At 51.6% G+C, this 24,471-nt stretch carries 20 protein-coding genes; 10 read left to right on the top strand and 10 right to left on the bottom strand.

Going from position 1 to position 24,471, the window contains the following annotated elements; all coding sequences use genetic code 11:
* Positions 1-80 precede the first annotated feature (80 nt).
* Positions 81-812 carry a CHC2 zinc finger domain-containing protein gene (locus tag FUA23_RS18555; RefSeq protein WP_147932261.1) on the bottom strand — a complete coding sequence of 244 codons (732 nt, stop codon included), beginning with the start codon at positions 810-812 and terminating at the stop codon, positions 81-83.
* 93 nt (positions 813-905) lie between these two features.
* On the opposite strand from FUA23_RS18555, the gene FUA23_RS18550 reads away from it, so the two are divergent.
* A complete protein-coding gene (locus tag FUA23_RS18550) occupies positions 906-1,364 on the top strand; it encodes a helix-turn-helix domain-containing protein (RefSeq protein WP_222707063.1) in 459 nt (152 codons plus the stop codon).
* A 62-nt stretch (positions 1,365-1,426) separates the two neighbouring features.
* Here the strand turns inward: FUA23_RS18550 and FUA23_RS18545 are convergent, their stop codons facing one another.
* From FUA23_RS18545 to FUA23_RS18535, 3 genes are all read right to left on the bottom strand, one after another.
* Positions 1,427-2,092 carry a hypothetical protein gene (locus FUA23_RS18545; protein WP_147932260.1) on the bottom strand — a complete coding sequence of 222 codons (666 nt, stop codon included), beginning with the start codon at positions 2,090-2,092 and terminating at the stop codon, positions 1,427-1,429.
* On the bottom strand, positions 2,092-3,195 hold the full coding sequence (locus tag FUA23_RS18540) for an RHS repeat protein (RefSeq protein WP_147932259.1): 1,104 nt from the start codon (positions 3,193-3,195) through the stop codon (positions 2,092-2,094). Before FUA23_RS18540 ends, FUA23_RS18545 begins: the two co-directional genes overlap by 1 nt.
* 350 nt (positions 3,196-3,545) lie before the next feature.
* Entirely contained in the window at positions 3,546-3,935 is a 390-nt protein-coding gene (locus FUA23_RS18535) for a hypothetical protein (RefSeq protein WP_147932258.1), read from the bottom strand.
* Between the two features lie 676 nt (positions 3,936-4,611).
* Between FUA23_RS18535 and FUA23_RS18530 the strand changes: the two genes are divergently transcribed.
* Positions 4,612-5,136, top strand: a complete 525-nt coding sequence (locus FUA23_RS18530) for a GNAT family N-acetyltransferase (protein WP_147932257.1) — start codon at positions 4,612-4,614, stop codon at positions 5,134-5,136.
* A 26-nt stretch (positions 5,137-5,162) separates the two neighbouring features.
* Here the strand turns inward: FUA23_RS18530 and FUA23_RS18525 are convergent, their stop codons facing one another.
* Positions 5,163-5,951 (bottom strand): Fpg/Nei family DNA glycosylase, encoded by a 789-nt coding sequence (locus tag FUA23_RS18525; RefSeq protein ID WP_147932256.1) that lies wholly within the window; start codon positions 5,949-5,951, stop codon positions 5,163-5,165.
* Positions 5,952-6,136: 185 nt separating this feature from the next.
* Positions 6,137-7,552 (bottom strand): trypsin-like peptidase domain-containing protein, encoded by a 1,416-nt coding sequence (locus FUA23_RS18520; RefSeq protein ID WP_147932255.1) that lies wholly within the window; start codon positions 7,550-7,552, stop codon positions 6,137-6,139.
* A 5,246-nt stretch (positions 7,553-12,798) separates the two neighbouring features.
* Between FUA23_RS18520 and FUA23_RS18515 the strand changes: the two genes are divergently transcribed.
* From FUA23_RS18515 to FUA23_RS18490, 6 genes are all read left to right on the top strand, one after another.
* Positions 12,799-13,047, top strand: coding sequence for a hypothetical protein (locus FUA23_RS18515; protein ID WP_147932254.1), 249 nt, complete (start codon positions 12,799-12,801; stop codon positions 13,045-13,047).
* A 179-nt stretch (positions 13,048-13,226) separates the two neighbouring features.
* Positions 13,227-14,009, top strand: coding sequence for a diaminopimelate epimerase (gene dapF, locus FUA23_RS18510; RefSeq protein ID WP_147932253.1), 783 nt, complete (start codon positions 13,227-13,229; stop codon positions 14,007-14,009).
* Between the two features lie 345 nt (positions 14,010-14,354).
* Positions 14,355-15,896 (top strand): SulP family inorganic anion transporter, encoded by a 1,542-nt coding sequence (locus tag FUA23_RS18505; protein WP_147932252.1) that lies wholly within the window; start codon positions 14,355-14,357, stop codon positions 15,894-15,896.
* Between the two features lie 319 nt (positions 15,897-16,215).
* Positions 16,216-17,124 carry a DUF72 domain-containing protein gene (locus tag FUA23_RS18500; RefSeq protein WP_147932251.1) on the top strand — a complete coding sequence of 303 codons (909 nt, stop codon included), beginning with the start codon at positions 16,216-16,218 and terminating at the stop codon, positions 17,122-17,124.
* 124 nt (positions 17,125-17,248) lie between these two features.
* Complete coding sequence (locus FUA23_RS18495; RefSeq protein ID WP_147932250.1) at positions 17,249-17,653, top strand: hypothetical protein; 405 nt, start codon at positions 17,249-17,251, stop codon at positions 17,651-17,653.
* A gap of 112 nt (positions 17,654-17,765) precedes the next feature.
* The gene (locus FUA23_RS18490) at positions 17,766-18,245 is read left to right on the top strand and encodes an acyl-CoA thioesterase (RefSeq protein WP_147932266.1); all 480 of its coding nucleotides are present in this window, start codon (positions 17,766-17,768) and stop codon (positions 18,243-18,245) included.
* 87 nt (positions 18,246-18,332) lie between these two features.
* Here FUA23_RS18490 and FUA23_RS18485 read toward each other — a convergent pair whose 3' ends face one another.
* Positions 18,333-19,937 (bottom strand): hypothetical protein, encoded by a 1,605-nt coding sequence (locus FUA23_RS18485; protein WP_147932249.1) that lies wholly within the window; start codon positions 19,935-19,937, stop codon positions 18,333-18,335.
* Between the two features lie 208 nt (positions 19,938-20,145).
* Between FUA23_RS18485 and folP the strand changes: the two genes are divergently transcribed.
* Positions 20,146-21,018, top strand: coding sequence for a dihydropteroate synthase (gene folP / locus FUA23_RS18480; RefSeq protein ID WP_147932248.1), 873 nt, complete (start codon positions 20,146-20,148; stop codon positions 21,016-21,018).
* Between the two features lie 92 nt (positions 21,019-21,110).
* Positions 21,111-22,313 carry a DUF4230 domain-containing protein gene (locus FUA23_RS18475; RefSeq protein WP_147932247.1) on the top strand — a complete coding sequence of 401 codons (1,203 nt, stop codon included), beginning with the start codon at positions 21,111-21,113 and terminating at the stop codon, positions 22,311-22,313.
* A 91-nt stretch (positions 22,314-22,404) separates the two neighbouring features.
* Here FUA23_RS18475 and FUA23_RS18470 read toward each other — a convergent pair whose 3' ends face one another.
* The 3 genes from FUA23_RS18470 to FUA23_RS18460 form a co-directional block, all read right to left on the bottom strand.
* A complete protein-coding gene (locus tag FUA23_RS18470; protein ID WP_147932246.1) occupies positions 22,405-22,998 on the bottom strand; it encodes a nucleotidyltransferase family protein in 594 nt (197 codons plus the stop codon).
* A gap of 84 nt (positions 22,999-23,082) precedes the next feature.
* Complete coding sequence (locus FUA23_RS18465) at positions 23,083-23,688, bottom strand: hypothetical protein (protein WP_147932245.1); 606 nt, start codon at positions 23,686-23,688, stop codon at positions 23,083-23,085.
* Positions 23,689-23,924: 236 nt separating this feature from the next.
* Complete coding sequence (locus tag FUA23_RS18460) at positions 23,925-24,413, bottom strand: DUF6495 family protein (protein WP_147932244.1); 489 nt, start codon at positions 24,411-24,413, stop codon at positions 23,925-23,927.
* Between the last annotated feature and the right edge of the window lie 58 nt (positions 24,414-24,471).

Raw genomic sequence — 24,471 nt, 5'->3', positions numbered from 1 at the left:
ATGCCATCCTGGACAGGATCATCCCGAAGGCTCATCGGGTCGAACTCAAAGGAAAAAGTCTGAGGAAACGATCTGAAAACTTATCTTCGTAACCCTAACAAGCGCGAGTTATCCACATGGGGGTCAATACTCCGGAATGAGGGGGTCAGTAACTCCGGAATACGCACCGCATCGAGCACGCTCCCCGTCAGGATCAGCGTCTTAGTTGTGTGGTCAGGGTAGTGCGGATAAAGCCCCTTGCGCCCCGCCGTATAGTAATGCCCCGGCCCCTTGATCGCCCGACCGTAAAGGCTCACTATCTTACCCCGTTCATCCCGCAGCGGCAGCAGAATACAGCCCCGGCCCCACTTATCCTTCGTCTTCCGAGACTTGTAGCCCACACCGAGGAAGTCCCAGTACTTAAGCCCGCGCTCCAGGCAGTAGGCTTTCGCCGCCGCATGCTTTTTAATCGCCTCCAGGCTGGCGGGGTAGATGGTACCGATATCCAACGCTTTGGCTTGGTCGGTTTCCCCCTTCGGGGGCCGAACCGGGAGGTTCGAGAGGGGGATGCCGATCAGCTCTTTCGCCTTCAGGATCGCCGCCCGCTTATCACACTTCTCCATGTGCATGATAAAATCAATCACGTCCACGCTGTTCACCTCGCAGCTGCCCGCAAAGCAGTAGGCCGTGTTGGTGTCGTGGTAGACTTTCATGCTCGCCGACTTGTCATCGTGGAAGGGACAAGTCATCGAGCCGGTAGGGCCGGGCTCGAGACCGTAGTGAGCGAGGACCTGGGCGATGGAGAGGGCGGCTTTGATAGCGGGGATGGTCATGTGTGCGGCGTTGGGTCAGTTTTTTCTTCATTTGATGCCAATTGAAGAAAAAATAAAAATCAAACATGATTGCATTGCAATAAAACATCCGTGTTGGCAACAATCCAACACCTAGGCATCTCGAACACTTTAAAAAGTTTGATTCAGCCCACCAATAGCCGTATTTTCATGCTCAAAGGATTGATGAACTGCCACAAAAGTATGATTATGACTATCGGAGACCGGATTAGAGCCCTACGCAAAGAGCAAAAGCTAACCCAAGCAGATTTAGCTGCTAAGGTTAGCCTTACCTATATCCAGATTGGTCGCTACGAGCAGCAAAAGTCTAAGCCATCCGCCGACGTCGTCCGCCGCCTCGCCGACGCGCTAGGAACTACCGCCGATTATTTAATGAACGGAGATAGCCAAGCAGTTGCAGCAACCAAGGTGACTGACCGTGAGTTGCTAGACCTTTTTGCTGCCGTTGAAGAACTTGATGATCAGGACCAAAAAATGGTCAAGACTTTTATCGATGCGCTCGTTACGAAGCGGAGGGTACAGGCCTTGGCTTAAATTTCTAAGGGTTGCTCAGAACTACCAACATCCTACACCGCCAGCACATTGTAAATAGCTCACTACTGAGAAAGATGTAAATAATAACCCTGGGTCTCTCCTCGACTACTCAAAGGTTTAATTTTACCACTCAACAACCTCCATTTCTCGTAATCAAAAGTCCGTCGATTGGGAAGGCTAATTTTTATTAGTGAGCACTCATCTTTTTTGACATCAAAATCTGGAGAAGCAATACCTGATGGGCTAAGAACGGATACCTCTTTCAAGTCAAGATTTGTAAGCTTCATAAAACCGACAGTCGAAGAAAATAAAATTGTATCTACTCCACTCTGTAGCTTCCCAGAGACAACAAAATTGATTGGGTCACCAGCTTGATTACGAACTCTCACTTCGGACGAGTTACTGCATTCAGTCTCCTCAACCGTAGCTCGTGGATAGGATGCGTCAGTAAGTAATATAACATGATTATCGTCAAAGCCCCACGTGCCCATCGTTGAATAGTTTACAAGACCTCCCTGTCGTACTTCATAGGTAAATGTAGAGTCTACATTCAACTGTAAAATCTCCCTGTAGCCCCGATTTGGAACAGACACAGAGTCAGGGACGTAACGGTATACCCCAATAATCTCTACCGGTGGACCTGCAAGCTGATCAGCGTTAACCACCTTATTGACAGTGCACTGAAAAAGCAGAAGTCCAGCTGTAATTACCAATAGCTTTAGTTTCATCACTGCCATCCTTTAAATACTTCAGTAGGCAATGGGCGTACAGGACCTGTTCTTTGTCTCATATGCTCTCTCGCCATCATTTTCATCCCTTCGGGAGAGCTGATATTTATATTTCTCCTTGGGAGGGTCTGATAAGCTGGTGGAGTAGCACTTGCCCCAAGCCTAAGGGTGTAAGCATCATTTATAGACTCCCTTGACTGTAAACCAGCAACTCCCTGAACAACAAGATGCTCTCGTTTATAAGTAGCAGTCTCATCAGTTATATCATACAATGTACCATAGCTACTATTGTCGTAAGAAATTGAAACTTGCCCTGTTTCAAACTGATAACCATGCAATAGCTCTTGCGAAATAACTCCAACATCAGATCCTCGTCCCACTTCAATCCTGACAGAATTATCTGAGTTGTCAAAGCTAACCCCTCCTTCATTGGCATTCATTTCGCTGTTAAATCCAACATTGTAAATTTGCGAAGAGGATTCCATTGCATCAAGTTCCCCAATTACACCTTGTAACTCCCCTCTAAGTTGTGCAACTGCTTCTCTTGTTGTACCTAATGAGGAGAAGTCTAAATTACTATTTGCTAAGAGTGTATTCAACCCAGTTATCTGACTTGAAATCTGGGTCCTATAACCTGCAACAATTCCATTGGGGTCATTGATAGTATCCCCTAACATATCGCTGTAAAGGATAGGATTATTCCCCATTCCAGAATAGGCACTCTGAGAATACGTCGGTTTCGGATCAATCTGCATCCACCGTCCGATTGCCGGATCGTAGCTACGATAGAATGCCATATCTAGCCCCAGCTCTTCTACGTGCTCGATCCCATTATACCGATAAGCATTAGTAGGTTCGGCGGCTGGCTGGCAGTTCAAACCAGGGTGTTGTAGTCCAAAAGGATAGTAATCTAATACCTGATTCACTTCTGAATCCCCCCCATTGCCACTGTCTAATATTTCAATGTGTCCATCGCCGTTACGGTCTGCGAAGGCTACGCGAACATTTCCCAGATGGTCTTTGTGATGGTATTCGGCATGTAAAATGGAGGGGGATTGATCATCTGCACCCATTTCTCCCCACCTTGAGACATCCAAGCTCATACCTTCAAAGCTAACGCTTCTTTCATAATTTAAAAGATCGGGATTCCTGCCAACGTCGTAGGGAGCAAACCAGGTTGACGCTCAACCCCCTCCCAGCCTCCCCACATCGTTACGTTGGGGAGGAGCAATCGCGACATCTGGTTTGCGCCCCAGGGAAGATAGTTACGCTCGCTGGTTTTATCCATTTTCCGCTTTCGGCCAGGATTAGTGACGAACACAGAAGGGTAAGCAGTTAACTGCTCACCCTTCTGTGTTCCTAAACAACGAGACCTGAGGACCAAGCCCCCCACCCAATTGCCGCTACCCGACAAGTGCTAAGGCACCTGCGGCTAGCTGCGCGTTCGATGGGATTAGCGCACAGACGACCATTCAGGACAGCCGTGATCGAGTGAAAAACGCAAATTTTTATTATTTGCCATCACATCGATAAAGAGATTGCCTTTTACCTTCAAGATTCTATCTCCCGGAACAATAGTGTCAAGTTGAGGGATAAATACCCATTCCATCATGGAAAAGGTTTCTCCACTTGCAAGTTCAAAGTCAATATATCCACCATTAGACTTACTAGGTGCATAACTTTTAATTTTGCCATCAAACTCCCATTGCGACGCGCTTTTATTAAGTCTACACATTTGAGATTGTCTAGTACGCGTTATCCCATCATACCAAAGCGGGATGAACCAGGCAAAAAAAATGCACAACATCAAAAGTAATAAAGCAGATCCAAAATATTTTCTCATTGGTCCAAATTTAAAAAACCCACGTCTTTCCTTGTTTCACAACAAGACTACCTGACAACTTTGGTTTTAATTTGGCTGATTTCATCAGGTCTCCTAGCCCAAATCTAGTTCCTCCAATAGTATACGATCGTCCATACTCCGTGTAAGGATTATCTCCTAAACTAGAATCATAATCACCTCCACGAGATATGCTAACCGGACCAAATCCGGCTTCATAGCTTGTAAACTTTCCCGCGAAGTTTTTAATGTTATTAAAGGGTTTATCTGTAGTAGGTGTAATCGAGCCTCCTTCAAATCCTACACCTCTGAGGTGGTCGGCTTTAGCCGGACAGTTTTAAAGTGGAGTTTCTTCCTTGCCATTAAACCGATAAGCATTGGTAGGTTCGGCGGCCGGCTGGCAGTTCAAACCAGGGTGTTGTAGCCCGAAGGGGTAGTAATCTTTCAGTTTGTATTCGTTCTCCATTGATGGTTGATCGGTTACTCGCGTTTCGTCATCAGTTTTTGTCCGTTAGCATCGCAGGAAAGGACCATTCTTTGGTCGTTGCCTGTTTGAATAACACCGGGCAGGTTGAGATGATTGTATTGGGTCATACTTTTGTGAAGAGGCCCGGACCTTGCTCCTCCAAGAACTCCCCCCCTGCACCTGCATCCGTGCCCGAAAAAACATAATGACACCATGCTGACCACCAAAAGACTAATCCTTCGCCCCTGGCAAAAAACAGACCTTGCCGCTATGCACGCCGTTTGCAGTAATCCTGAGGTGATGCGTTTTTTTCCTGCCCCTTACACTAAGGAACAAACCAAGGCATTCATCGGCCGGCAACACATTCAGCAACAGCAACGCGGACACTGTTTCTTCGCCGCCGAGCTGCGTGAAACCCAAAAAGTGATCGGATTCATTGGCCTCTCCTACCTCGACCTCGAAGTTGACTTCGCCCCGTGCGTTGAAATAGGCTGGCGGTTACATCCCGATACCTGGGGACAAGGCCTCGCGCCCGAGGGCGCCCGCGCCTGCCTCGATTTCGGTTTTCACGAACTGGGCCTCAACGAAATATACGCCAATACCCCCGCGATCAACCTGCCCTCGCGGTCGGTGATGACCAAAATCGGGATGACGGAGTTTTGCTCCTTTAAACACCCTAAGCTTGAAGATTTCCCCGACCTCGAAGAATGCGTGTCTTACCGCATTACCTCGGGGTGATGCGAATGCCCCCAACTAACCTCTGGTCACAAAGGCTGGCGCCCCTCGACGTAATAGGTGGTCCGCCCGGCAACTTTCATGATTTTCACTTCGCCCTCCCCTTCCGGGTCTTGTTCGCCTTCTTTGCGCCAGGTATGCCAGAACCATTCATCGGGATAGTCGCGGTAATAAGGTGCATTTTCGGTGGCGAAGGTCATCATCTCCACAATCTTGTCGTACACCTGCGTCAACTGTTCGTCCGTTAAGTCGGCCACCCGCGCAGCGGGGTGAAGCCGCAGTTTATAGCAGAGGTCATCGACGTAGAGATTGCCCAACCCCGCAACGATGGATTGGTTGAGCAGCGCGCCCTTCAGGGTCGTCTTGCGCCCCCGCATTTTTTCCAGGAAGTACTCCAGTTCGAGGTCGAGCGCATCGGGGCCGAGTTTCTTTTCTGCGATGTACGCTTCCCGGTCTTCGAGGTAAAGAATGCGGGCAAAGAGCCGCGAGTCCTCAAAGCCCAGGATGTTGCCGTCGGTGAAATGAAAAGCGAATTTTTCGAACCGCCCCCGGTCTTCGGGCTCCTGGTAGAGGTTGAGGTCGCCCGTCATCCCGAAGTGCAACAACACATCATGACCATTGTCGAGCTGAGCAAAGAGGTATTTCCCCCTCCGGATCGACCCCGTGATTTTTCGTCCCTTGAGCGCGTCGGCGAATACCGGCCCGCTCATGTTCCGGATGATCCGGTCATCGTGGATTTCCATACGCGCGATCTGCTGACCAATGGCCGCGGCATCGAAATACTGCTTAAAATTGTGAACTTCGGGTAACTCGGGCATGAATGAATAAGGCTAAAGGGCGAAGAAGTACGGGCACAAACCTTATTGTCGCGATTGCTCCTCCCCAGCGTAGCGGTGTGGGGAAGCTGGGAGGGGGGTGAGCGACAATCTGGATCGAGCCCGGGACAGTACAGAAGTAAATAATCCGGCGGTAAAAGTGTTCAGGTTCGCGATCTGACCCGCCCCTACTCTACCTGATAAAAGTAATCCCCCTCGTAGCCGAGGTACCTGCCTTTGAAAAGCAACTCCCCTTCGCGGCCAATCAGCCGCATGAAATCGGCCACCGAACTTACCGGTTCATCGTTGATGGCGGTGATGATGAAGCCAACGTTCATGTTGGTGGCCTCGATGGGGCTGTCCCGGAAAATGGAAAGCACGTTTACGCCTCCTTCGGGAATTACTTTTTCTTCTTCTGCGGTAAGCGCCCTGACCTCAAAGCCAAGTTGGTGCAACAGGTCTTCTTCCTGATGGCTTACCAAAGCTTTGGCGTTGTTCTCCTTGTCGCGCAGCTTGGCGGTAGTAGACCGTTTTCTGCCGTTGCGGATGTAACTGATCCTGATTTTACGCCCGGGGCGGTAACGGCTGAGTTGTTCCTGCATTTCTGGCGCAGAACTGATTTCAACGCCGTTGAGCGCCGTCATCACGTCGCCAACCTCAAGGCCGGCCCTGAGGGCCGCGCCGTTCGGCGTCAGGTTGGTAATCAGAACGCCCGTTGCTGACTTCAGACCAAGACTCTTCGCCTGAGCATCGTTGACGGCCTGAATGTAAACCCCCAGCCGGGCGCGTTTCACTTCGCCGAAGCGTTCCAAATCCCCCAGCACCCGGCTGGCCAGATTACCGGGAATGGCGAAGGCGAAGCCTTCGTGCCGGCCGCTGTTGGTCAGGATTGCGGTGTTGATACCAATCAGTTCGCCGTTGGTATTCACCAGTGCTCCGCCGGAGTTGCCCGGGTTAACGGCCGCATCGGTCTGGATGAAGCTCTCGATCCGATCGTTGGATTCCAGCACGTCGATACTACGGCCTTTGGCGGATACGATACCCGCCGTCACCGTTGAGTTGAGGCTGAAAGGATTGCCCACGGCCAGCACCCACTCCCCTACCTGCAGGCTGTCGGAATTACCGAAAGACAGACTGGGAAGTGTGCCGTTGGGGCGCACGCGCAGCAGTGCGAGGTCGGTGCTTTCGTCGACTCCGATTACTTCCGCATCGAATTCACGCTTATCTTCCAGCAACACACGAATGCGTTTTGCGCCGGAAATGACGTGGTTGTTAGTAGCAATCAAACCATCGCCGCCGATGATTACACCCGATCCCGTGGTGGTAACTTCCACGTTGGTTTCGAATGCGCTCACCCGCTGCCCAAAGCAGCGAATAAACACGACCGCCGAGGTAACCTTGCTCGCAGCAGTAATAAAATCGGTGGGTGCGCTACTCGCAAAAGTGCGCAAACGCAAGTCTTCTATTCTCGGGTTAACGAGCAATTCGGAAGCTGTATTTTCGGGCGCGGCCGCAGGTGCAAGGAATGTATATGCACCAGCCAGCGCCAGTAAGGCGGAGAGGACGCAGCAGCTTATCAGGATCAGTAGGTCGGTAGGCTTCATAGGCAAAACAGGAGAACGGATGCGGGAGTACTGTTGTTGTAAAATGACCTCCTCAACAGGGCAATTGCTTTTGTGATTTGCAAAGGGATTTGCTTGCTTCAGGCGGCAACTTCAGTTGTCGTAAAGTAGTTATGACTTTGCGATTACGCTGTAAGGGCGATCGCAAAGTCTTCCACAAATTGAGAATTTTGTAATGACTATAGTACCTACGGTAGCTAAATCAAGAATTAAATTCCGAGAACCAAGAATCGCCAATCAAAATCGCTTGCGACGTAGGAGCTTGCGATTGCCCAGATTACGCTCAGCCGTGTGAATAACCAAATGCACAACGAAAACGTGGGGACAGGCCCCCACGCTACAAGAAACGGACCTCCGGCCCTAAGCAATGCCGCTCAAGAAAGGTTGTGTGTAATTTGTTACACAATGGTCCGCTACGATTTTAGGTAACTCTGGCCCCATACAACTTTGCCTCCTTGATCACTGCATGCGTTTTAGGCGTGGGTGGGATTATCCAGCACTTGCGTTTTAATGCTTTTTCGTCCGGCGAAGAATGAAACGATCATTCATAGCTAAGTCGATTTAACACCAAAGAAGCCTAAGCTCACAGCCCGTCTTGTATGCCTGCCGGCGGCTATTCTCCTTTGCGCAACAGTTTCAGCCTTGGTCCGGTCGCCTTCACCTCCGGTGAATAGCAGGGATTAGCGACTTCAGGTTGCTTGATTGACGGGTTGGATTTAATCGGAGTAAAACTCCTCCATCGATGCCTTCGACTATTTTCATTGCGCAGCTACTTCGGCCTTGGCCCCGGCCACTAATGCGGTTGCTGGTGGCCGTTAAGAAAAGCAAGTTGTATGAGCCATCACAGAGTCGCGGTATTTCCGAAGGGCTTCGACTCCCGATAGTTCCAGACCTCGAAGGATCAGTTTGAGGCGAGTTTTTGCTTTTTAGGCCAGCAGTGACAGTATTAGTGATCAGCCGGGGACACAGCCCGAGGGGTTTGCTTCTTTGCCCCGTCAAAGAAGGCCGCCGGCAGGCAAGGTTAGACGGGATGTAGCGCGGGCTCAATCGGAATAGAGCTCCTCCACTGGTTCCCCAGGACTGCGCTTCTTCCCGTTTTGCCCGTTCATTTTTTCTTGATAAAAAACGAACCAAAAAATCAAGGCTGTGCCACCGGCTGATCGTGGAATCCAATTTTAGAAGCCTAAAATGGAAAAACTCGCGGCGGCGTTGGTTGGGTTGCTTCTAAACCCATCGATCCTTTGAGGTCTGGATGGCTACTTCCTGGGCTTTGAGAACGCTCAGACAGTTTCCATTTTTTAACGGCTTCAAAAATCGGATTCCACTGCCGGTGCCAAGGCCGAAGGAGGAGTGTCGGAGTTCTGTGCTTTGCTTTCAATTACGGTGTTTAGAGAATCAAGGATAAGCTTTGGTCCGGCTGCCTTCACCTCCGGTGAATAGCAGGGATTAGCGACTTCAGGTTGCTTGATTGACGGGTTGGATTTAATCGGAGTAAAACTCCTCCATCGATGCCTTCGACTATTTTCATTGCGCAGCTACTTCGGCCTTGGCCCCGGCCACTAATGCGGTTGCTGGTGGCCGTTAAGAAAAGCAAGTTGTATGAGCCAATACTGAGTTGCTGCATTTCCGAAAGGCTATTAAATCCGACGGTTCCAAGACTTCGAAGGGCAAGTTTGAGGCGAGTTTTTGCTTTTTAGGCCAGCAGTGACCGCATTAGTGACCAGCCGGGGACACAGCCTGAGGGGTTTGCTTCTTTGCCCCGTCACCTCGCAGAAGCCGCGCAGCGAAAGAAGGCCGCCGGCAGGTAAGGTTAGACGAGCGGTGACGTGTGTTCAATCGGAGTAAAATTCTTCCTCCGGAGCCTGAGGACTAAGTTCTTCCCCCTGGGCCCGTTCATTTTTTCTTGATAAAAAACGAACCAAAAAATCAAGGCTGTGCCACCGGCTGATCGTGGAATCCAATTTTAGAAGCCTAAAATGGAAAAACTCGCGGCGGCGTTGGTTGGGTTGCTTCTAAACCCATCGATCCGTTGAAGTCTGGGTGGCTACTTCCTGGGCTTTGAGAACGCTCAGACAGTTTCCATTTTTTAACGGCTTCAAAAACCGGATTCCACTGCCGGTGCCAAGGCCGAAGGCGGAGTGTCGGAGTTCTGTGCTTTGCTTTCAATTACGGTGTTTAGAGAATCAAGGATAAGCCTTGGTCCGGTCGCCTTCACCTCCGGTGAATAGCAGGGATGAGCGACTTCAGGTTGCTTTATTGACGGGTTGGATTTAATCGGAGTAAAACACCTCCATCGATGCCTCTGACTATTTTCATTGCGCAGCTACTTCGGCCTTGGCCCCGGCCACTAATGCGGTTGCTGGTGGCCGTTAAGAAAAGCAAGTTGTATGAGCCAACACTGAGTTGCTGCATTTCCGAAGGGCTTCGGCTCCCGATAGTTCCAGACTTCGAAGGATCAGTTTGAGGCGAGTTTTTGCTTTTTAGGCCAGCAGTGACAGTATTAGTGATCAGCCGAGGACACAGCCTGAGGGGTTTGCTTCTTTACCCCGTTAAAGAAGGCCGCCGGCAGGCAAGGTTAGACGGACGGTAAAGCGTGCCTGCTGCCGGTTCCCCAGGAATGCGCTTCTTCCCGTTTTGCCCGTTCATTTTTTCTTGATAAAAAACGAACCAAAAAATCAAGGCTGTGCCACCGGCTGATCGTGGAATCCAATTTTAGAAGCCTAAAATGGAAAAACTCGCGTCGGCGTTGGTTGGGTTGCTTCTAAACCCATCGATCCTTTGAGGTCTGGATGGCTACTTCCTGAGCTTTGAGAACGCTCAGACAGTTTCCATTTTTTAACGGCTTCAAAAACCGGATTCCACTGCCGGTGCCAAGGCCGAAGCCGGAGTGTCGGAACTCTGTGCGTTGCTTTCAATTACGGAAGTTGGAGCATCAAGGATAAGCTTTGGTCCGGCTGCCTTCACCTCCGGTGAATAGCAGGGATTAGCGACTTACGGTCGCTTGATTGACGGGTTGGATTTAATCAGAGTAAAACTCCTCCATCAATGCCTTCGACTATTTTCATTGCGCAGCTACTTCGGCCTTGGCCCCGGCCACTAATGCGGTTGCTGGTGGCCGTTAAGAAAAGCAAGTTGTATGAGCCAATACTGAGTTGCTGCATTTCCGAAAGGCTTCGGCTCCCGATAGTTCCAGACTTCGAAGGATCAGTTTGAGGCGAGTTTTTGCTTTTTAGGCCAGCAGTGACAGTATTAGTGATCAGCCGAGGACACAGCCTGAGGGGTTTGCTTCTTTGCCCCGTCAAAGAAGGCCGCCGGCAGGCAAGGTAAGATGGGCGGTAAAGCGTGCCTACTGCCGGTGCCCAAGGACTATGCTTCTTCCCGTTTTGCCCGTTCATTTTTTCTTGATAAAAAACGAACCAAAAAATCAAGGCTGTGCCACCGGCTGATCGTGGAATCCAATTTTAGAAGCCTAAAATGAAAAAACTCGCGTCGGCGTTGGTTGGGTTGCTTCTAAACCCATCGATCCTTTGAGGTCTGGATGGCTACTTCCTGAGCTTTGAGAACGCTCAGACAGTTTCCATTTTTTAACGGCTTCAAAAACCGGATTCCACTGCCGGTGCCAAGGCCGAAGGAGGAGTGTCGGAGTTCTGTGCTTTGCTTTCAATTACGGTGTTTAGAGAATCAAGGATAAGCCTTGGTTCGGTCGCCTTCACCTCCGGTGAATAGCAGGGATTAGCGACTTCAGGTTGCTTTATTGACGGGTTGGATTTAATCAGAGTAAAACTCCTCCATCGATGCCTTCGACTATTTTCATTGCGCAGCTACTTCGGCCTTGGCCCCGGCCACTAATGCGGTTGCTGGTGGCCGTTAAGAAAAGCAAGTTGTATGAGCCAACACTGAGTTGCTGCATTTCCGAAGGGCTTCGGCTCCCGATAGTTCCAGACTTCGAAGGATCAGTTTGAGGCGAGTTTTTGCTTTTTAGGCCAGCAGTGACAGTATTAGTGATCAGCCGGGGACACAGCCCGAGGGGTTTGCTTCTTTGCCCCGTCAAAGAAGGCCGCCGGCAGGCAAGGTAAGATGGGATGTAGCGCGGGCTCAATCGGAATAGAGCTCCTCCACTGGTTCCCCAGGACTGCGCTTCTTCCCGTTTTGCCCGTTCATTTTTTCTTGATAAAAAACGAACCAAAAAATCAAGGCTGTGCCACCGGCTGATCGTGGAGTCCAGTTCTTGAAGCCTAAAATGGAAAAACTCGCGGCGGCGTTGGTTGGGTTGCTTCTAAACCCATCGATCCGTTGAAGTCTGGGTGGCTACTTCCTGGGCTTTGAGAACGCTCAGACAGTTTCCATTTTTTAACGGCTTCAAAAACCGGATTCCACTGCCGGTGCCAAGGCCGAAGGCGGAGTGTCGGAGTTCTGTGCTTTGCTTTCAATTACGGTGTTTAGAGAATCAAGGATAAGCCTTGGTTCGGTCGCCTTCACCTCCGGTGAATAGCAGGGATTAGCGACTTCAGGTTGCTTTATTGACGGGTTAGATTTAATCAGAGTAAAACTCCTCCATCGATGCCTTCGACTATTTTCATTGCGCAGCTACTTCGGCCTTGGCCCCGGCCACTAATGCGGTTGCTGGTGGCCGTTAAGAAAAGCAAGTTGTATGAGCCAACACTGAGTTGCTGCATTTCCGAAGGGCTTCGGCTCCCGATAGTTCCAGACTTCGAAGGATCAGTTTGAGGCGAGTTTTTGCTTTTTAGGCCAGCAGTGACAGTATTAGTGATCAGCCGAGGACACAGCCTGAGGGGTTTGCTTCTTTACCCCGTCACCTCGCAGAAGCCGCGCAGCGAAAGAAGGCCGCCGGCAGGCAAGGTTAGACGGGCGGTGACGTGTGTTCAATCGGAGTAAGGCTCCTCTGCCGGTGCCAAGGCCGAAGGCGGAGGGACTGAACTCTGCGTTCTGCACTCTACACTTTGATTGCTGAGCGAATATTTAGAATCCCGATCCGGTCCGACTCTTCTGAAATCTGAAGTTCGGCATTGAGGGCCGCCGGAAGGCAAGGTGAGACGAGATGTATGACGAGATATGACGCTGTTGCCACCCTGCAAGATTTGCTAAGCACGAAAATAAAGTCATCTCATTAGCTACAAACTGTAGCGGACCATTGTTAAACACACCTCCTCCCAACCGCACATCAGTGATTCACTAAACCTTACCTTTGTCCCTTAACCCCTAAATTTATGGACGAACAACGCGACCCCTACGATGGCGATTACGTCGGCAACATCTTTGGCTGGAAACTCAGCATGTACGGCCTCGTCATCATCCTTGCCTTCTGCGCCCTGGCGGCCTACCGCCACTACACTATGGACGTTCCCGTAGGCTTCGATGACCCGCTGGAAGCGCAAAAAGACCGCTTCGCTCCCGCAGGTGCTGCCGATCGGGCCAAGGCAGAAGCTGAAGCACGTGATACACTTGACTTACAGTAGGCAGGAAAAAGTGGGTGGAAAGTAGCGGGTCGTGCTGCCGCAAGCTGCGCTACGCTTAACCACCCAAAAGATTCTCGATGCGTGATTCCCGATACATGATTTAGCTTACTCCAGCCGAACAGGCCAGTGCCGTCAGTTGCAACAGTGGCACTACCTTTCCCACCAACTATCCACCAAACATGACCTTCCACAAATACCACGGTGCCGGCAACGACTTCATACTCTTGGACGACCGGGCCGGTACGCTCCACCAACAATTCGATCAGGCAACCATCGCCCATTGGTGTCACCGTCGCTTCGGCATCGGAGCGGACGGACTGATGCTCCTTCGGGCACATCCTGATTACGACTTCGAGATGATCTACTATAATTCCGACGGAGCGCCCAGCAGCATGTGCGGCAACGGCGGGCGTTGCATCGTGCGCTTCGCGCACGACCTCGGCATTGCCCGGGAGGAATACAGTTTTCTCGCCGTCGATGGTCCACACCGGGCGAAACTCCTCAACACCGGCGACATCTCCCTGGAAATGCTGGACGTAGAAGACATTAGCGAACCAGAACCAGACAAGGTCTTCGTGCTCGACACCGGCTCACCGCACTACATCTCTTTTGTCGAAGACAGCAATCAGGTGGACGTCTACGCCGAAGGCCGCGCCATTCGTTACTCCGAGCCCTACGCAAAGGAAGGCATCAACGTGAATTTTGTAAGTACCGATGGCAAACAGCTCAGCATCGCCACCTACGAGCGCGGGGTTGAAGACGAAACCCTCGCCTGCGGCACCGGCGTCACCGCGGCGGCTATCGCCGCCGTCCGCCGTTCCGGGATCGCCGATGGGGCTTTCCACGTACCGGTGAAAGCTAAAGGCGGAGACCTCGCCGTTCGGGGAGTTTTGCGCGATGGGCGGTATACTTCGCTGTGGTTGGAGGGGCCGGCAGTTAGGGTTTTTGAAGGGGAATTCTAACGCGAAGCAGGACCGTATTCCAACACCCCCTGCCCCCTCCCCCAACACTGCACCTGCGGCCCCGCCCCTGATCCTCCAAAATGAAAAACCGTTATGAATTCATGAAAGGCAGAAGAAATCACGCAACTGTGCCTGTCTGTGGGTGAAGGTTTACGTTCACAACCTTCAATGTTAATCCATTACGTCTGATTCCGTAGCGGAAAATGACTACCTTTGCGCCCGAATTAAACTAAGCAGGGATGCACTGAATCACAAACCGGTGATTCACCCCTGAAAATCAGCACGAAAGCCCCAATTTGTTGCTGAGTGTAACAGCTTTTCTCCCCCCCCAGGAATTCTCCCCGAATGAATATTAATCTCAACCTCTTCGACTTCAAGCAGGAAGTCAACTACCGTACGGAAATCCTCGCGGGCCTTACCGTTGCCCTTGCGCTGGTGCCGGAAGCCGTGGCCTTTGCCATCATCGCGAACCTCGATCCACTCATCGGTTTGTACGCTGCTTTCGTGATGGGCCTGATCACGGCTGTTTTCGGCGGCCGCCCGGGCATGATCTCGGGTGCTACAGGTGCCGTGGCTGTGGTTATCGTAGGTTTGGTCGTCTCCGTCGGGCCCGAAAACGCCCCCGGTTACGTCTTTGCGTGTGTCATAGTTGCTGGTATAATTCAAATTCTGGCCGGTGTTCTGCGACTGGGCAAGCTGATGCGTCTGGTTCCTCATTCCGTAGTGTTCGGCTTCGTTAACGGACTGGCCATCGTAATCTTTCTCGCCCAGCTCGAACAGTTCAAGGACGCCCAAACCGGCGAATGGCTGATGGGTAACGAAATGTACCTCATGCTCGGCCTGGTGGCCCTCGTAATGCTGATTATGTGGGGTTTACCCAAACTGACCAAGGCGATTCCTTCCGGACTGGCCAGTATCATCGTGGTCTTTGCACTGGTATATTTCATGGATCTCGACACCAGAACCGTCGGCGATATCGCCTCCATTGAGGGTGGCTTCCCGTGGCCTTCCATCCCGCAGGTTCCTTTTACCTGGGAAACCCTTAAGATCATCCTCCCCTACTCCCTCATCGTTGCGGGTGTTGGTCTGATCGAAAGCCTCCTTACGCTCAACATCATCGATGAAATCACCGAAACCCGGGGACGCGGCAATAAGGAAGCTGTTGCTCAGGGCGCAGCCAATATGCTTAGTGGTTTTACCGGAGGTATGGGAGGTTGTGCGATGATCGGGCAGAGCCTCATCAACATCAGTTCCGGTTCGCGGGCCCGCCTTTCCGGTATCGTCGCCGCCGTGATGCTGCTCATCTTCATCATGTTCGGCTCCAGTTACATCGAGATGGTGCCCATGGCGGCACTCACCGGCATCATGATTATGGTTGCCATCGGCACCTTCGAGTGGACCTCTCTGCGCACCTTCGGCAAGATGCCGAAATGGGATCTTTTTGTGATCGTTCTCGTCACGGTACTCACCGTTTTCCTCGACCTCGCCCTGGCCGTACTGGCCGGTGTAATCATCGCAGCTCTCCGCTTCGCTTACGAGAACGCCAAGCGCATCCGTGCCCGCAAACACATTGACGAGAACGGTGTGAAACACTACGAAATCTACGGCCCGCTCTTCTTTGGCTCCGTCCAGACGTTCAGCGAAAAGTTTGACCCGCTCAACGACCCCGACGAGATCATTATCGATTTCATGGAGAGTCGGGTAGCCGATATGTCCGCCATCGAAGCCCTGAACCGCATGACTGAGCGGTACGCGAAAGTGGGTAAAAAAGTTACGTTGCGCCACCTCAGCCCGGATTGCCGCAAGCGCCTCAATAAGGCCGATGAGCTCATTGAAGTGAACGTCGATGAAGACCCGACTTACAAAGTAATGGCCGACTTCGAGTAGTCAGGCGCGGCCGCAGGTACAAGGACCGTTGAAGAACTTGCGCGAAACCATTCCTTATTTACGGAACGGTCATATTGGGTGATGAATGGCAACACTATTCCATCAAACTCGTATATCTTTGCGTCACAATCGCGCTACTCTCTATTTTCATTCAAGAGAGGCTTGTCGGAACAGACAATTCCGAGATCCCATTTACAGAAAGCCCTCTTTGCGCGGGCCACTTCGGGATCTACCTGCCAAAACAACTTTAAACCAGTGGCGATCAAGGTGATGTTGAACATCATCGGTCAGCCACTGGTTTTCCCCGAAAATCAGTGTCATGAAATTCGGAAAAGCCGATGATCTCAGCAATGTTAACTTCGACTTGCCCAAAGACCCGGTGGCCAATACCGACCGCCTCCTCCAGCACAGTCTGAGCCAAAGCAATACTAAGCCTCATATTTACATCGGCGCCACCGGCTGGAGCATGAAAGAATGGGTCGGGAAATGGTACCCCGATAAAACCAAATCGGCGGACTACCTCCGGGAATACGGTAAGCAATTCAATACCATCGAACTCAACACCACTCACTACCGGGTGCCTGCACCGGATTTAGTGGCAAGGTGGTGCAGCAGTGTCCCCGACGATTTCCGGTTCTGCCCTAAAGTCCCCCAGACGATCAGCCACAGTAATGACTTCGGCATGCCCGACGGAACGCTCGAGGTATTCATTCGTAGTATGGACGGAATGCGAGACAAACTGGGCTGTGTTTTTCTTCAGCTCCCCCCCTATTTCGGAGCAAATCGCCTGAAACTACTGACCATTTTCCTTGACCGCTGGCCCCAGACGCTTCCCCTGGCCGTAGAAGTTCGCCATGCCAGCTGGTTCTCGGCTCCGGCGGCGACCGAAGCACTGATGAGCGCGCTTGCAGCGCGCAATATCGCTGCCGTCATCACCGACGTAGCTGGCCGCAGGGATGTTCTCCACAACTACGTTACTGCCCCCCGAACCATGATTCGTTTTGTGGGCAATGGCCTCAGAGAAACTGACTTCACGCGCCTCGCGGCCTGGTCCGACAAGCTGAAAGAATGGAACCTGCCCGAGACCTACTTCTTTCCGCACGAGCCCGATAATATCCTCTCGCCCGACGCCAGCGCCTGGTTCGCCCGCCACATCGAAGCGGATGGATTTGCCACCACCCGTGGCCCTAAAATCTGGGAAGGCCCACCGCAGATGAGCCTTTTTTAGGTGTTTGTCGGTAACGTTCTCTTAACCAGTTTTACTTTCAGGCTACCTGGTAAATCCCTATCTTCGCGGCCAATTCCCCCGGGGGAGCAGATTCGAGTCTCCCCGTCCCCTGAATAATAGCCTTATGAAGAACGATATCATTGTCCCCGAAGTAAAAGATGTACTTGTAGCCGCTGTTCCCCGAAAAGACGGCCATAACGAAGAACTTTGGGATATCTTCATTATCAACCTTCGGGAAGCACCAATGGAAAATGTGCTCATCACCAGCCAAGGCTACGGCGAAATTGAAGGAAAGGATAAAACCACTACTGTTCTCCGCCACTTCCACCAGAGTATTGGCTCACAGGACCTTCTCAAAGTTGAACCCATCCAACGCGAACTCTTCGGCCTGAAGAACGAGTACTGGATCAGCTTTAACCATGAAGACAAAATGCTCGACAAGCGTTTCGTCTTCACTCCAAATCAGATCGACGCAGCGCGGCTCGAGGACGTACCGGTACTGAACCGGCCCGGAGTAGTTCTCCGGTAATCAGTGCAGTACCCCGTTGGCCCGAAGGCCAACCTAACGTTCACAAAAAATACAGTAAGTGCCAAAGAACCAAATCCCGGCTGCCAAGAAAGTAGAAGACTCACGGACCATCATGTCTGAGCTCGTGATGCCAAACGATACCAACCCTCAGAACAACCTGATGGGTGGCAATATGCTCCGCTGGATGGATATTGCCTGTGCCATTTGCGCGGGAAAACACTGCGCAAAACCCGTCGTAACGGCTTCGGTAGACAACGTGGCTTTCGGCTCTCCTATACGTAACGGAGAGGTGGTAACCCTGGAGGCTACCGTTACCCGTGCTTTTACGACCAGCCTCGAGATTCACGTGCAGGCAACTGCTGCTTCGATGCAGGGCGAAAACCCACGACGTACCCACAGCGCTTATTTTACTTTTGTTGGGCTCGACAAAGACAACGGCTCTCCGGTCAGAGTTCCGCCCATCGTGCCACTCACTGAGATCGAAGAACAGCGGTATCACGCTGCTTTACGCCGCCGGGAACTACGCCTTGTTCTCGCCGGCCGCATGAAGCCGGGCGAGGCTGAGAACTTGCGGGGCCTGTTCGATCAATAGCAGGCGCGCACGCAGGTGCAGGCTTGTGTTAAAGGAAGCGGAAAGGAGGAGAATACAGCCCTTTTGCCGGCTATGTGCCGGACCAATTTATTTGATTTCGACTACACTCAGCTCCAGTTCGAAAGCATTGGAATAACGCCTCAGGTCGAAGTTTGCCTTGGGCTCCGTGCTCAGCAGATCGCCAACGTACAGGATGTATCCGGGAGCCCCTTCTTCAAGGCAATCGGCCAGTAGAATTGCAACCGGGATGCTGAATGCACCGTTGAGGTAGGTTGCTCTTTCCAGGGCAACTTCGTATTCAGGGTATCGGCCTTCCTGCAGGATATAGCCCCTGACATTTGACCGAACGAGAGGGCCGCATCCGTAGCTGCTTTCCATCACCCCGGAAGTGTCATAGCGGAGGTAGAAAATGGTGTTCTGGGGGAGACTTGCCGGAACAATTATTGCGTCCTCGTTGAGGTCGAGGATGGTGTCCCGGACCACCGAGGGGCTTTTTGCGGACAGTTCGTGGTCGTATTCTCCGGGGAGTACCTCGGGCGACGCGTCGGAGTCGGCGGGGGTTGCCGCCGTTTCCAGTGGTTCCAGATCAGGAGCGGCAGCCACCTGACCAGGGCGGCGCTCTGCGGTCCATTCCGACTGTAAATAGATCAGTGTTCCGAACGCAATAAATGTGACGATAAAGGCTGTCGTCACTCCCCATGGCAGTTCGTAATAGCCCGGTCTCTTTCTGATTTCCGGAGGATAAAGTGATCGGATGGCGTGGCGTATTTTCCAGCGGAGACGTTTACTTACCCTTGCCGGCTGTTTATACCACGCGACGCGGCCTTTTTTGGCGGGAATGATGGTGGTCAGGTAATCGTCTTTGCGCTCATACATCGGGAGATAGGCACCAACCGACAGAGGGTCGGTCATCTCCTCGGGCGGGGCCGGCTGCGCTGGCTCCGGCACATTGGTTTTTGTTCCTGGCCTCAAAGGAAGTTTTTTGCGAAGACCAGCAAGCAGCGGTGGGGTTTTCCCTGCTACAGCTACCCAAAGAGGTAGCTTTGCCCTGCTGCCCTTGAACTGATCGATATGACTTGGCTCGATGATCCAACGGACCTTATTATCTTCCTGGATCTCCATCAGACCGAAACCGAAACGAAGACATTGTCGCTGTAACTCCACGTAGTACTTGCTCTTTAGCCCTTCGAAAATCTTCCGGTCGTAGGCAACCCACTGCGCATCGGCATGAAAGCGGATGAACTGAGCAATAGCATAGATGTAACGATAGTACTTGAGCCGACTGAGCAAAACACCGCTCACTCCCCAAATCGTCAGGAACAGCGTAAGCAGATAACTATACACCCCTGGCCGCCCGAATTGCGCCCAGAGCGACTCGCCCTGCACCTGCGTCACCGCCAGATACCCGGTCATAACCACCAGGGTAAACAGCAAAGAATGAGCCCCGATCCGGAAGTAATTCACCCGGTACAACACTTCGTGTGCACTATCAACACTCGAAGCTTCCACCGTAGCGGTAAACCAGCTCAGATCTGGCTTCTGGTACGCCAACCGGGCGTCAATCGTTACCCCTTCATAGTAGTGAGGGCGATGTACGACGCGGGTGCCACTCGTACCCGACCGCGGGCGGAGTTTGTAATGCTGCCGCAAAAAGTTGATGGCCAGCCCTCGGATGTTCTGTTCGGTGTACACGTAACCGCTAAGGTAAGCCAGATCACAGAAACCTGCCGGCGAAGTTCTGAACCGAGGACAATACTCCTGTAGCCAGGGTTGCTTTTCACTTCTTTCTTCCGTTATCCTTTACTTGCGGGCAAGGCGCAGTACCAGACCGGGAGGCATTAGATTACAATTGGCCGGCCAGAGTACTGCTTCCCAACTCCCTTGTTTCTAACTTTGCCCTATGCAATTCACTCCCTTTACCCTCAACTGTAACGGCCGGCTCCTCGTGGCGGAGAAACCCCTGATTATGGGCATCCTCAATGCTACACCGGATAGTTTTCATGCTGCCAGCAGAATTGCTTCGGTACAACAAGCAGTGGATCAGGCAGGCGCCATGCTGGAATCCGGAGCCACTTTGCTCGATGTTGGCGGAATGAGCAGCCGACCGGGCGCAGAACTGATTTCGAGCGCGGAAGAAATCGACCGTGTTCTTCCGGTTATCGAAGCAATTGTAGCGGCTTATCCGGATAGTTACGTCAGCGTAGACACCATTTATGCAGCTACGGCTATCTCGTCCGTGAAGGCAGGTGCTGCGATGATCAATGACATCTCTGCCGGAAAGTTCGACCCGCAATTATTCGAGGTTTTACCCCAGCTTAAAGTCCCCTACGTGCTGATGCACATGCCCGGTAAGCCGAGTGACATGCAGGCTTTCACCGAGAGTTACGGAGACGACGTTATTGTGGCAGTATTCGACTTTCTGGCCGAACGACTGATAGCGCTGCGCGAGTCGGGAGTGAAAGACATTCTCGTTGATCCGGGTTGGGGATTCGGCAAATCCGTCGCTCAGAACTACGAAATTCTTAGAAACCTGAAAGCTTTCAAGCAACTGGGTGTTCCGGTTTTTGTGGGCATCAGCCGCAAGTCTTCCATCTGGAGGCCTTTAAAAATTACGGCGGCAGAAAGCCTTAGTGCCACATCGGCCTTACATTTGTTCGCACTTCAACAAGGCGCATCTGTTTTAAGAGTACACGACGTTGCTGAAGCAGTACAAGTACTTAAACTGCATGAGTTGCTACTGGCAGCGGATAGGGAGAAAGCTCATACGCACTAAAGCTGTTTCACTTCAGCGCTACCTTATCATCAAACTGAGCAGGTGTCTGTTACTCTTTAAACCGCCTAACCAGATTTCAACAAACTTCAGCCATGGCAGATCAATATCAGGGTGCCCCCTCATCATCAAAAGGCGCTCAATCACGCGGCAGCAACTATACCCAAATTGCCATTGTGGTGCTGATTGCCGGAATTCTCGGCACCCTTGCTTACAAGGCCTATAAACCGGGCAGTGGATTTCTGGCCGCGCCAGCAGAATACCAGCTGCAGTACATGCCCGCAGATTTTCAGATCAGCATCGATCCGGAACAAGCGCTGGCCATCCTCCAGAACCCCAAAAGGTATAAGCGTGAATTCGATGCCCTAGTGTATGACATCAATACCGATATCCTGAAGCACGTCAGCAATCGTATGGGGCTCAACGACAGCCTGCGGAGTGAAGTGATCAGAGAATACGACCGGCAGCAAGAGGAATTTGCAAGCTTGTACTACAACGATTTCATGCGCATGCGGGATAGTACCGCTGCGGAGTACGAAGCCTGGTACGAAGAAGGAGGGAGTAAACTGATCACCATCTTCGAGGAAGTAGCCTCTAACTATACCTGCTTCATGGTCAATAAAATTCTTGCCGTTGTAATCCGCACGCGCAACGGAAACATCTTAGCTAAGGGAGCCGATGTAAACAATCCCTGTAAGGTTGCAACGGGTGAAGCCTTACGCCCCCTGATGGCCCGGATGGAAGAACGCGCCAAAATAGATGACTTCAGTCGCAGTAAAGGGATGTTTCAGGAAAAGGTTGAAAACGTGATCGGCGAACTGGCCACCATTGAAGTGAAAGACAAAAAAGGGATAAGCAAACAACTCCAGACCTCCATCTGGGGAATGAACGTTTCTGAAACAGACGTGGAAATCACGGCCATTTCTATCCTCAAAGTAGGCTTTCGGCTCGACCAGCAATTTCAAGTAGACCTCGATGAGAGGAGCAAAGTGGTGACCATCACCCTACCCGACCCCCAGATCCTGAGTCACGAGGTCTTACCCAAAATCGAGAAACTCGACATCGGGTGGATGCGCGAACTTGAAGGTGTTAACATCAACGAAGGGGTGAATGCGCTGCGCGAAGCCTTTCGTAGCGAAGCCATCGAATCCGATGTGTTCCGACGTGCCAAAGTACAGGCGACCGACCTGATGAACACCATGTTTCAGCCGATGGTACGTGGTATTGGAAAAGACTACCGGATCGAGGTAGAGTTCCGACAGATTCCTGTACGGGAAACTACGGGAGTTCTTGAATAGCTTCATGTTTATACGCCTAAGTCGAAGTGGTTAGGTATATTTTGCCGGTAATGGCTGTGGCAACCGGACCTTCCCCTAACCAGTTGGTCATTTACTCCGGTTTATGCCCGGTCACCGCTTCGTAATCCTCCGGCGTATCTACGTCGAACGTGATCGGTGATGCATCGATCAGGCTCAGGTTGTCCCATTCCTTTATGATGAGTTGTTTGGCTCCGGTCCTACCCTCTAAGCGTAGCAGCTCGCCTTCCAGCCGGGCGGGAAATATCGCAGGCACTCCCGGACCGTTCGGGTACGCGGTTGCGATAATGCGGTCGGGAGACTTGTGGTATGCTTCAAGGTAGCGCTCGAGGTGTCGGGTTTCGATCAGCGGCTGGTCCGCAAGGGTAATGAAGTAAGCTTCGGTGCTGTGAATATTGGCCGTAGCCACACCGATGGCTACGCTGCGCCCTATTCCTTCCTCCCAGCGGGGATTGTAGGCGAAGAGCACACCGGCCAGGTCCTTGAGTTCGTGGTATACTTCAGATCCGGAGGAGCCCGTCACTACCACCACGCGGTTAGCGGTGGCTCTGGCCGCCTGCACCACGCGGCGAACCATACTTTCACCGTTTACTTTGAGCAATTGCTTGGCTTGTCCCATCCGGGAAGAGCCACCTGCGGCAAGCACTATCTGGACGACATTCCCCATAGATCAGCGGATATTTTTACTGGTAATACTGATTTGCAGAGGCCATGTTGGTTACGCCCGGCAAAACCATGGCATCATTCCGGTTCAGAAACCGAGGATAATCTGGGCTACTTCAACATCGCCTTTGATGTCTTCCGCAGTCGTTTTACCGGGCGTACCGTTGGTGTTCAGGCGGTAAGTGACTCCATTTTTTGTAGCATAGACGCGGGACTCGATTTCGGAAGCGAAGACTTCCAGTTCTCCGAGGCGCTGGGTGAGCTCATTGAAGCTCAGTCCTACCCGGACACCTTCTTCGGTTACCACCTTCGGGGAAGTGATGGTGATTTGATCAATGGTGCCTTCGGCACCATCCATGGAGTAAACGTAACCGAGCTCGTCGCCTTCGGCGCCGTCGATATAGAAGACTTCGAAAGCGCCTTCTCCGGTTCTCAGTTCACCGTTACGGAGTCCGTCTTTGAAGTCAGCAAGGCTTCCTCCTGGCGTCATGCCGAGGAAGTAGTCGTTGGAAACGAGGTAGGGATCGTCGGCATCGACGTCGTAGATGGCGGTATTGCCATCGTTGGGATCTTCCGTTTCTGCCGCAGGCGTTTCGGTGCCGGAAGTGTCGGTAACGGATGTAGGCTCACTGCTACAACTTACAAGGAAAAGTAACAGTAAGAGAAGGAAAAAAAGGCCGGAAATATTCTTCATGTGTGGATTATGATGATGAACTGAACCCGGTAAAGCCAGAGGATTCTGTTCGGTGTATGGGCAATAGTTCGTCCTTGAGACGTAAATTCTGACACAAAGATACGGGTTCCACCAAAAAGACGGTGAAACATATATTTATTCTACGCCTTTGAAGCCGGTTTCCCGGCCCTACCCCAGCAATCTCAACCCAATACTGCACCTGCGCTGCTGCGCCCTGCTAAAATCAAGCGTGTGCCTTACAGAGCAGCAAGGGTTTCAAACAATTCTCCATCGTCGATGAGGGCCCCTTCTTCCATAATGACAAATATGTCCTGATCACGGCCGATGGGAATGTATTTCCGCTCCGCAGAATAAATTTTCGGAGTCACCTTTTCATCTTTGAGGCGTTGGAATATCTCTTTGGGGGGAAGGTCCGTTTTCGTGAAATCAATCGATGTTTCACCATCCAGCAGAATGCCTCGCATGTAGATTTTATCCTCATCAGTTTTATATGTTCTCAGGTCGTTAGGACGCCGATGAACCAGGTATTTTACCTTTTCAATCACTCCCGCAAAGACTATTTGCGAAAATTGCAGGATAAAATCGTCTGCTCTTCCGGGTTCATCTTCTTTCAATTTCTGCCAACTCTGAGCATCTATTCCATTGACAGCCAGGAACTTGACAAATTGCCCTTCCACTTCCTCCAGTTCGTCGCGACGCAGGCGACGGAATTTTGTTTCTTTCATCTTTTTCCAAACATCCGGTCACCTGTGTAGTTTTACACCATGTAAGATAAAAGCTTGA

The sequence above is a fragment of the Neolewinella aurantiaca genome (assembly GCF_008014675.1).
GTDB classification, from domain to species: Bacteria; Bacteroidota; Bacteroidia; order Chitinophagales; family Saprospiraceae; genus Neolewinella; species Neolewinella aurantiaca.
The sequence above is the reverse complement of the archived record's forward strand: the minus strand, read 5'-3'. Positions and strand labels throughout refer to the sequence as shown.

Coding starts and splice junctions, on each gene's coding strand:
- FUA23_RS18525 (WP_147932256.1), bottom strand. CDS start 5,951: ATGCCCGAGTTACCCGAAGTTCACAATTTTAAGCAGTATTTCGATGCC.
- FUA23_RS18505 (WP_147932252.1), top strand. CDS start 14,355: ATGAATATTAATCTCAACCTCTTCGACTTCAAGCAGGAAGTCAACTAC.
- FUA23_RS18520 (WP_147932255.1), bottom strand. CDS start 7,552: ATGAAGCCTACCGACCTACTGATCCTGATAAGCTGCTGCGTCCTCTCC.
- folP (WP_147932248.1), top strand. CDS start 20,146: ATGCAATTCACTCCCTTTACCCTCAACTGTAACGGCCGGCTCCTCGTG.
- FUA23_RS18540 (WP_147932259.1), bottom strand. CDS start 3,195: ATGAGCTTGGATGTCTCAAGGTGGGGAGAAATGGGTGCAGATGATCAA.
- dapF (WP_147932253.1), top strand. CDS start 13,227: ATGACCTTCCACAAATACCACGGTGCCGGCAACGACTTCATACTCTTG.
- FUA23_RS18475 (WP_147932247.1), top strand. CDS start 21,111: ATGGCAGATCAATATCAGGGTGCCCCCTCATCATCAAAAGGCGCTCAA.
- FUA23_RS18555 (WP_147932261.1), bottom strand. CDS start 812: ATGACCATCCCCGCTATCAAAGCCGCCCTCTCCATCGCCCAGGTCCTC.
- FUA23_RS18545 (WP_147932260.1), bottom strand. CDS start 2,092: ATGAAACTAAAGCTATTGGTAATTACAGCTGGACTTCTGCTTTTTCAG.
- FUA23_RS18490 (WP_147932266.1), top strand. CDS start 17,766: ATGTCTGAGCTCGTGATGCCAAACGATACCAACCCTCAGAACAACCTG.
- FUA23_RS18530 (WP_147932257.1), top strand. CDS start 4,612: ATGCTGACCACCAAAAGACTAATCCTTCGCCCCTGGCAAAAAACAGAC.
- FUA23_RS18515 (WP_147932254.1), top strand. CDS start 12,799: ATGGACGAACAACGCGACCCCTACGATGGCGATTACGTCGGCAACATC.
- FUA23_RS18460 (WP_147932244.1), bottom strand. CDS start 24,413: ATGAAAGAAACAAAATTCCGTCGCCTGCGTCGCGACGAACTGGAGGAA.
- FUA23_RS18470 (WP_147932246.1), bottom strand. CDS start 22,998: ATGGGGAATGTCGTCCAGATAGTGCTTGCCGCAGGTGGCTCTTCCCGG.
- FUA23_RS18535 (WP_147932258.1), bottom strand. CDS start 3,935: ATGAGAAAATATTTTGGATCTGCTTTATTACTTTTGATGTTGTGCATT.
- FUA23_RS18495 (WP_147932250.1), top strand. CDS start 17,249: ATGAAGAACGATATCATTGTCCCCGAAGTAAAAGATGTACTTGTAGCC.
- FUA23_RS18500 (WP_147932251.1), top strand. CDS start 16,216: ATGAAATTCGGAAAAGCCGATGATCTCAGCAATGTTAACTTCGACTTG.
- FUA23_RS18465 (WP_147932245.1), bottom strand. CDS start 23,688: ATGAAGAATATTTCCGGCCTTTTTTTCCTTCTCTTACTGTTACTTTTC.